The sequence below is a fragment of the Pseudomonadota bacterium genome (genome assembly GCA_026388215.1).
Taxonomy (GTDB): Bacteria; Desulfobacterota; Syntrophorhabdia; order Syntrophorhabdales; family Syntrophorhabdaceae; genus JAPLKF01.
On the sequence record JAPLKF010000051.1, the window covers coordinates 1 to 7,650 of the forward strand.

The 7,650-nt window shown below is 42.2% G+C and carries 9 protein-coding genes and 1 pseudogene; 1 reads left to right on the plus strand and 9 read right to left on the minus strand.

Translation table 11 applies throughout. The features are described 5' to 3' along the window. The 7 genes from NTU69_03695 to NTU69_03725 all read right to left on the minus strand — a co-directional run. A partial coding sequence (locus tag NTU69_03695; protein ID MCX5802631.1) for a glutamate dehydrogenase occupies positions 1–228 on the minus strand: 228 nt, incomplete at its 3' end. A gap of 227 nt (positions 229–455) precedes the next feature. Further along, the gene (locus NTU69_03700) at positions 456–1,130 is read right to left on the minus strand and encodes a Crp/Fnr family transcriptional regulator (protein MCX5802632.1); all 675 of its coding nucleotides are present in this window, start codon (positions 1,128–1,130) and stop codon (positions 456–458) included. An 18-nt stretch (positions 1,131–1,148) separates the two neighbouring features. Then, positions 1,149–3,773 (minus strand): alanine--tRNA ligase, encoded by a 2,625-nt coding sequence (alaS, locus tag NTU69_03705; protein ID MCX5802633.1) that lies wholly within the window; start codon positions 3,771–3,773, stop codon positions 1,149–1,151. Then, a complete protein-coding gene (gene recA, locus NTU69_03710; GenBank protein ID MCX5802634.1) occupies positions 3,773–4,780 on the minus strand; it encodes a recombinase RecA in 1,008 nt (335 codons plus the stop codon). Before recA ends, alaS begins: the two co-directional genes overlap by 1 nt. After that, complete coding sequence (thpR, locus tag NTU69_03715; GenBank protein ID MCX5802635.1) at positions 4,764–5,327, minus strand: RNA 2',3'-cyclic phosphodiesterase; 564 nt, start codon at positions 5,325–5,327, stop codon at positions 4,764–4,766. Before thpR ends, recA begins: the two co-directional genes overlap by 17 nt. Continuing rightward, a complete protein-coding gene (locus NTU69_03720; GenBank protein ID MCX5802636.1) occupies positions 5,324–5,803 on the minus strand; it encodes a CinA family protein in 480 nt (159 codons plus the stop codon). The genes thpR and NTU69_03720 overlap by 4 nt, the downstream gene beginning before the upstream one ends. A 31-nt stretch (positions 5,804–5,834) precedes the next feature. Beyond that, on the minus strand, positions 5,835–6,254 hold the full coding sequence (locus tag NTU69_03725; protein MCX5802637.1) for a phosphatidylglycerophosphatase A: 420 nt from the start codon (positions 6,252–6,254) through the stop codon (positions 5,835–5,837). On the opposite strand from NTU69_03725, the gene NTU69_03730 reads away from it, so the two are divergent. Further along, complete coding sequence (locus NTU69_03730; GenBank protein MCX5802638.1) at positions 6,199–6,519, plus strand: hypothetical protein; 321 nt, start codon at positions 6,199–6,201, stop codon at positions 6,517–6,519. The two genes, NTU69_03725 and NTU69_03730, sit on opposite strands and share 56 nt — an antisense overlap. Before the next feature lie 17 nt (positions 6,520–6,536). On the opposite strand, the pseudogene NTU69_03735 reads toward NTU69_03730, so the two are convergent. Next, positions 6,537–6,980: pseudogene (locus NTU69_03735) on the minus strand (acetyl-coenzyme A synthetase). 26 nt (positions 6,981–7,006) lie between these two features. Beyond that, a partial coding sequence (locus NTU69_03740) for an AMP-binding protein (GenBank protein MCX5802639.1) occupies positions 7,007–7,650 on the minus strand: 644 nt, incomplete at its 5' end.

The following is a 7,650-nucleotide window of genomic DNA, read 5'->3' on the forward strand; positions in this document are numbered from 1 at the left end:
TCTGTTTATCTGTACCTCACCTTTGTCATCAACCCATGGAACCCTGAACATTATTACCCTATCGGGTTCGACTATTCTTTCATATATCTTTGCCTTCACAAATTCAGGGTGCCTCTTTACTGTAGGCACAAGGGTTTCCAATACCTCTCTTACCGCTTGATGAAATTCGGGTTGATCAGGGTCTCTCTGTTTCACCTTTTCAATAATTTCACTGATAACGGATAACATAACCATACCTCCTCAATTTAATATAACAGAATTTCTGTCACTCTCTTATGCTGTATACAATCGATTACAAAAACCCAATGATGATATTGGATAAAGCAATCGGCTACCTATTACCGTATAATATAATATCTTATTAAATAAAATTCAATATTTTTCTAAAAATATTTTAAATTTTTATTTCTAAATTGATTTTGTTTTTATATTAGATAGCATAACATGTTACGAATCTAAAAAGATGAATAAACAGGATGCAATAAGGTGTATTGCCTTTTCCTAACATTCACCAAGCCCTTCTGTACAAGACTCTTTAACATCCTTGACACGGTCTCTCTGGAACAGCCGCAAGAGCTCGCTATTTCAACCTGTGCAGGCCCTTTTTCTATAACCATGTAATCCTTTACCCTGACCCCTGATTTTTCACCAACATCTATAAGGTATTTCAAGATCCTGTTTTCAACACTAAGAAAGGCAAGCCCTTTTATCCTTTCGTCTGCAGCCCTCAGTCTCCTTGATAAAGTCCTCAAAATGCTCACTGTAATCGGTGGATTTTCCATAAGCAGTTTAATAAAGTCATTCCTTTTTATTACCAGAAATTCAGAATCCTCAATCGTTATAACATTCGCAGACCTTGGTAACTCATCAATAAGAGAAAGCTCGCCAAAAAAGGCACCTTTTCCAATAATGTCTAAAATATACTCCTTACCACTCTCATCATATAGGGAAACCTTCACATTCCCTTTCAAGACAACGTATAAAGAATCTCCCTTCTCGCCCTCCTGAAATACTAAGTGGCCCTTCTGGTAGTCCTTTATATACAATATTCTTGAAATTACCTCTAATTCATCATCCTTTAATGTGGAAAAAAGGTTAACGTTTTTTATATTCTCTATATATCTTTTCATAACCACTCACCTATTATTTTAATTATCTAATATATCTTTTATATCTTTCAGGGCAGCCATTATTTTATCGCCAGGTATACCGCCCTGTGCTATTTGCGCTCCTCCACCACCCTTCCCCGCATATCTATCTGTTAACCTTTTGATAATTTTGCCTGCATTATACAAATTTTGCAAGTCCCGGCTAACCGCCACGACAATCATGCCTTTTGCATCTTCCCTCGAGCCCACCATAGCAATACAACTCTTCACTTTATTCCTTATAATGTCTGTAACCTTTCTTAAATCTTCAGTCTTTGCATCTGGCACATACATGGAGACAACCTTTGCCCCATTTTTCTCGTATGCACCTTTGATCGTCTCATCAACCTTATAAAATATTATCTCCTCTTTTAATCTTTCTATCTCTTTTCCCTTTGCCTCCAATTCTCCAATGATTCCTTCTACCCTTTCCTGAACCCTGTCTACCTCTGTGTTTGATGCTTTTGAAATCGCATTTATAATACCCTCTATCTTTCTCTTATAAAGAACAGCTCCTTTCCCTGTAACAGCCTCTATCCTTCTCACCCCGTAAGCAAGGGAGCCTTCACTCACGATATAGAAACTGCCTATTTCGCCTGTATTTCTTACATGGGTTCCACCGCAGAGCTCTGTACTGAAATCCCCTATTTTAAGGACCCTTACCCTGTCTCCATATTTTTCCTCAAATAGTGCTATTGCCCCTTCCTTCAGGGCATCATCTCTGCTTTTTTCTTCAGTAACTACATCAAAACATTCCAGAATCTTTTCATTCACTATGTCTTCAACCTTTGTAATCTCTACATCATTTAGGCCCTGGAAATGGGTAAAATCAAACCTTAATCGATCCTTTTCTACAAGGGAACCAGACTGCTTTACGTGTTCTCCTAACACCTTCCGGAGGGCAAAATGGAGTAAATGTGTGGCGGTATGGTTTCTCGATACACCCTTTCTTCTATCCTTATCAACAATCAGATGGGCCTTCTCCCCCCTTTTTAAAATGCCTCCCTCAACCTTCACCCTGTGGGAAAATAGGTCCTCCTTCACCTTCACCACTTCAATAACCCTCGCCTTTCCAGAAAGAGTGGTTGCGAAACCTTCATCACCTACCTGACCACCGCTTTCTGCATAAAACGGTGTATTGTCAAAAAAAAGCTCACCTTCCTCCCCCTCCTTTATCGCCTCCACAATGCGTTCATTCTTTACCAGGCTGAGTATAGTTGCGTTCGATGCAAGCATTTGGTATCCAACAAAAACATTTTTTATACCACCCCTTACTACGGCTACATGGCCTTCACCCCATGCTTCACCCTTAATCTTTGAGGCAGTCCGTGACCTCACCTTCTGGTCTTTTAATGCATTTTCAAAACCATTTACATCCACAAAAATGCCATCCTCCTCTGCCATCTCCATAGTAATATCGAGAGGAAACCCATATGTATCATACAGCTTATACACAAGGTCACCTGGTATTTTGTTTTCCCCTTTTGATTTTATTTCTTTTTCTATCTCCTCATATAACCTCATCCCTATGTTCAAGGTCTCTACAAATCTCTCTTCTTCACCTTTTATCACACGGACTATGTATGGATGATTATTTTTAACATCAGGGTAAACATCCTCCATCACATCAACAACGGTTTTGGATAAATCATACAGAAATTCCTTTTCAATACCTATTTTCTTACCGTATCTCAAAGCCCTTCTTATTATCCTTCTTAAGACATAACCTCTCCCCTCTTTTGAAGGTAAAACACCGTCGTTTATTATAAAGGTCGCGCCCCTCACGTGATCTACTATTACCCTCATAGCAATATCTATCTTTTTATCTTCTCCGTATATGCATCGAGAAACATCCTCTAACCTCCTTAAGATCGGGCTAAAGAGGTCAGTTCCATAATTGCCTATCTTTCCCTGCGATAGAGAGGCAACCCTTTCAAGCCCCATGCCAGTATCTATGGAAGGACGCGGTAACTTCTTCATCTGTCCATCTCTTGTCCTCTCAAACTCCATAAATACAAGATTCCATAGCTCCAGGAATCTATCGCAATCACAGCCGACTTTGCATGTGGATAATCCACAACCTACGCCTTCCCCCAGATCATAAATGATTTCAGAACATGGGCCACATGGTCCCTCATCTCCCATAGACCAAAAATTGTCTTTTTCGCCAAGTTTTACAATCCTATCCTCTTTGATACCTATGCTTCTCCATATGGCCTCTGCATCCACATCATCTTTGTAAACTGTTATCCACATTTTACTCTTATCCAGCATGAGGACATCCGTCAGAAACTCCCATGCATAGGCTATGGCCTCTTTTTTGAAATAATTCCCGAAAGAAAAGTTGCCAAGCATCTCAAAAAATGTATGATGCCTGAGGGTCTTTCCAATGTTTTCAAGATCATTATGCTTGCCCCCTGCCCTCAAACACTTCTGACATGATGCTGCCCTCACATAATCCCTTTTTTCAATTCCAAGAAACACATTCTTGAACTGTACCATCCCTGCATTGACAAAAAGCAATGTGGGGTCCTTTTCAGGTACCAGAGAAGAACTTGGTACTACTGTATGGTCGTAACTGGAAAAGAAATCTAAAAATTTCTTCCTTATCTCACGTGATGTCACTACTCTGCCTTCTTTGACCTGTAATCTGCAAGTATTTTAGCTTCAATCTCTTTTGCAATTTCCTCATGTTTTTTAAGAAAGTCTTTCGCATTCTCCCTTCCCTGGCCTATCCTCGTTTCACCATAGGAATACCATGTGCCCGTCTTTTCTATTATTCCCATATCTGCTCCTAAATCTACTAAGTCCCCCTCTTTTGAGATGCCTTCACCAAATATTATATCAAACTCTGCCTCCTTAAAGGGTGGTGCAAGTTTGTTCTTCACCACCTTAACCCTCGTCCTGTTTCCAACTACTTCCTGTCCATCTTTAATCGATGCCACCCTCCTTATGTCAAGCCTGACAGAAGCGTAGAACTTCAACGCATTTCCACCTGTTGTGGTCTCCGGATTTCCAAACATCACCCCTATCTTATACCTGATCTGATTGATAAATATTACTGTAGTCATCGACTTGCTAATTGCTGCGGTAAGTTTTCTCAGTGCCTGCGACATGAGCCGTGCCTGTAATCCCATGTGGGCATCACCCATGTCTCCCTCAATCTCAGCCCTTGGAACGAGTGCTGCCACAGAATCTATAACAACAATATCCACCGCACTGCTTCTCACGAGAATCTCGGTAATCTCAAGGGCCTGCTCGCCTGTATCAGGTTGAGAGATTAGTAAGTCATCTGTGTTAATACCAATTCTCCGTGCATATTTTACGTCCAGTGCATGTTCCGCATCGATAAAGGAAGCTACTCCACCCTGTTTTTGGATTTCACTGACAATCTCTAATGCCAGTGTTGTCTTGCCGGATGCCTCTGGACCAAAAATCTCCACCACCCTGCCCCTTGGTAAACCACCTATCCCGAGGGCAAGGTCCAGGGCAAGAGAGCCTGTTGATACTACGGGAACTTCCTCCAACGGCCCCTCACCCAATTTCATAATTGAACCCTTCCCAAAGAGCCTTTCGATTTGAGTTACTGCCATGTCTATAGCCTTTGTCTTGCTATTATCCTCTTTCGCCATCTTTACCTCCAAGTTTAATCTCCCACACAGGGGTATATATTGCTCCTTCCTTTGTAAGCGTGCTTTTAAAAAGCACAAGCTTCTCTATAATGAATGTTTTCTCTTCCATTTCAATGATATCTCTATCCAGTAAAGGCATCGGTATCTTTCTTCTCCCAAGGGTAATATGCGGTGAGAACTCCCTTCTTTCCTTTTCAATACCCAGCGTTGAAAGACCCCTTTCTATATCATTGAATATCATTTTTATATTGTCAACCCCCTTTTCTAATGTTATCACAATAACCCTTGCCCTCCTTTTGTCCGGAAAGGCACTAAGCCCTTTTGTTGTCGCAACAAAAGGGCTATATTTCTTTTCAAGCATTGAGACGGCCTCTTTTATCTTCCAGGCCCTTGCCTCTTCAATTTCAACAAAAAACTTGAGTGTAATGTGTTGTCCCTCCTCATTTACCCATTTCACCCCGTCAACCTTCGTTGCCATAGTTTTTATGATGGTTTTAAGATATTGCTTAATATCGTCGGGAATCTCAATCGCTAAAAATGCCCTCATTTTACCCTGCCCTCTAAGTAATCAAGGACGAATGTTAACGCTGCATCAGAAGTCTGCTTCTTTATCTCCTGTCTGTCACCGTTGAATAAAAAATACCGCACAAAAGTTCCAACGCTACATGAGATACCAATATAAACCGTTCCGACAGGTTTTTCAATCGTACCTCCAGTGGGTCCTGCAATACCGGTCACGGAGAGACCTATATCCACGCCGGTTGCCTTTTTTGCCCCTTCCGCCATCAGCCGTGCCGTATCGAGGCTCACAGCCCCTTTTTTAGCAATGATCTCTTCTGGAACACCGAGAAAGAGTGTCTTTGAACGGTTGCTGTATGTTATGAAGCCCGCCTCAAAGTAGTCCGATGCACCGCTTATATTCGTAATCCTGTTTGCTATAAGTCCGCCGGTACAGGATTCGGCAATGGCAATCTTCAGGCCTCTTTCCTTCAGTAGTTTGCCTATTTGCTCCTCCAATACCATAATAAGACTCCATTAAAGGATGGCCGAGCCTTCAGACTGCTGTAAATATTCTCAGTGCAAGGTATCCCAGCCATATAAAACAGTTTGCAAATAAACCGGCAAGGACATCATCGGCAACGACGCCATAACCCCTTTTCAAACGCTCAATGCGCTTTATCGGATACGGCTTTATTATATCAAAAATCCTGAAGAGTATGAAACCGCTAATAATATTTAAAAGGGTTGGCTTGTGCCCTGCCATTGCAATAAACATCCCTGCAAGCTCATCAATAACTATATACGACGGGTCTTCGCCGTCATATTTGAGAAAATTTATACAGATAATTGAGCATACGGCAAAGGCACAGACAAAAAACAGATTGCCGCTCATTGTAGAAAAAGGGAATAAATATATAATGATACATCCGAAGATTGATGCGTATGTCCCCGGCGCTCCGGGCAGATACCCCATAAAACCACAGGTAACGATAAAAAGGAGACATCTGTTTGCCAATCTGGATATCACTGGTCTATCGTTCACAGTTCTCAATTTATTGTCCTGTCCCACACATAGCCTGACGGACATGTATATTTATTATAACACGCAATCCATGCCGGAAGCCATTTTTTCCATCAGTCGGTTCGAAATTCTTACCCTTTTTACTGATGTGAAGAACAAACAGCGTTCCGGCATCTTCAACAAAAAAGCCCTCGAAGGTTTGCCTTCGAGGGCTTGAATCTGCTGATTTGTATCTTACTGTCTACCCTTTACAATCTCATCAACAATTGAAGGATCGGCAAGTGTCGTGGTATCGCCATGGTCAATATCACCTGATGCGACCTTTCTTAAGATTCTTCTCATGATTTTGCCTGACCTTGTCTTTGGAAGTCCAGGCGGAAACTGGATCTTGCCAGGAGATGCGATTGGTCCAATCTCCTTTCTCACGTGAGCAACAAGCTGTTTTTTAAGGTCATCGCTTCCTGTAAGGCCAACTTTAAGTATTACGTATGCGTAAAGGTCTTCACCCTTAATGTCGTGCGGGAATCCAACTACTGCTGCTTCTGCAACTGCTGGATGGGAAACAAGTGCGCTTTCAACCTCTGCAGTACCAATCCTGTGACCGGATACGTTCACAACGTCGTCAACACGGCCCATCAACCAGTAATAGCCATCCTCATCCTTCCTTGCACCGTCACCTGCCATATAGAAGTTAGAACTGACCCTTACTTTCCCTGAACCAGCTTGGTTATTTCCACGACAATTTCAGGATTTGCCAGTGTCATAACATCGCCTACATCTGTGTTGTTAGAAATGGCGCCAAGTACGCGACGCATAATCTTTCCTGACCTGGTCTTGGGCATGTCAGACACGATCCAGACCTTTCTCGGCCTTGCAATCGCTCCGATTTCCGTAACTACCGCATTTTGAATCTTCTTGGCAAGCTCATCGCTTGGAGTATATCCAGGTTTTAAGGCAACATACAGATCAGGCTCTTTTCCTTTCACTTCGTGTTTCACCGGAACAACGGCTGCCTCTGCTACCTCTGCAACGGTCAGAGCGGCTGATTCAATTTCCTTGGTTCCAAGCCTGTGTCCTGAAACATTGATAACATCGTCAATTCTACCGAGAATACGGGCATATCCATCGGCAGCCACAACTGCAGCGTCACCTGTCAGGTATGGCCAGTCTTGCCACCTTTTGCTGTTTGGATCTTTACAGTATTTTTCATAATACTCTCTGACGTAACGGTCACGGTCTCTCCAGATGGTCTGGAAGCTGCCAGGCCATGGGTTCTGGATGCAAATATTTCCTGCTTTTCCACTGCCATCAGGGACAACGTTACCATCGTTATCATAAACGATAGGGT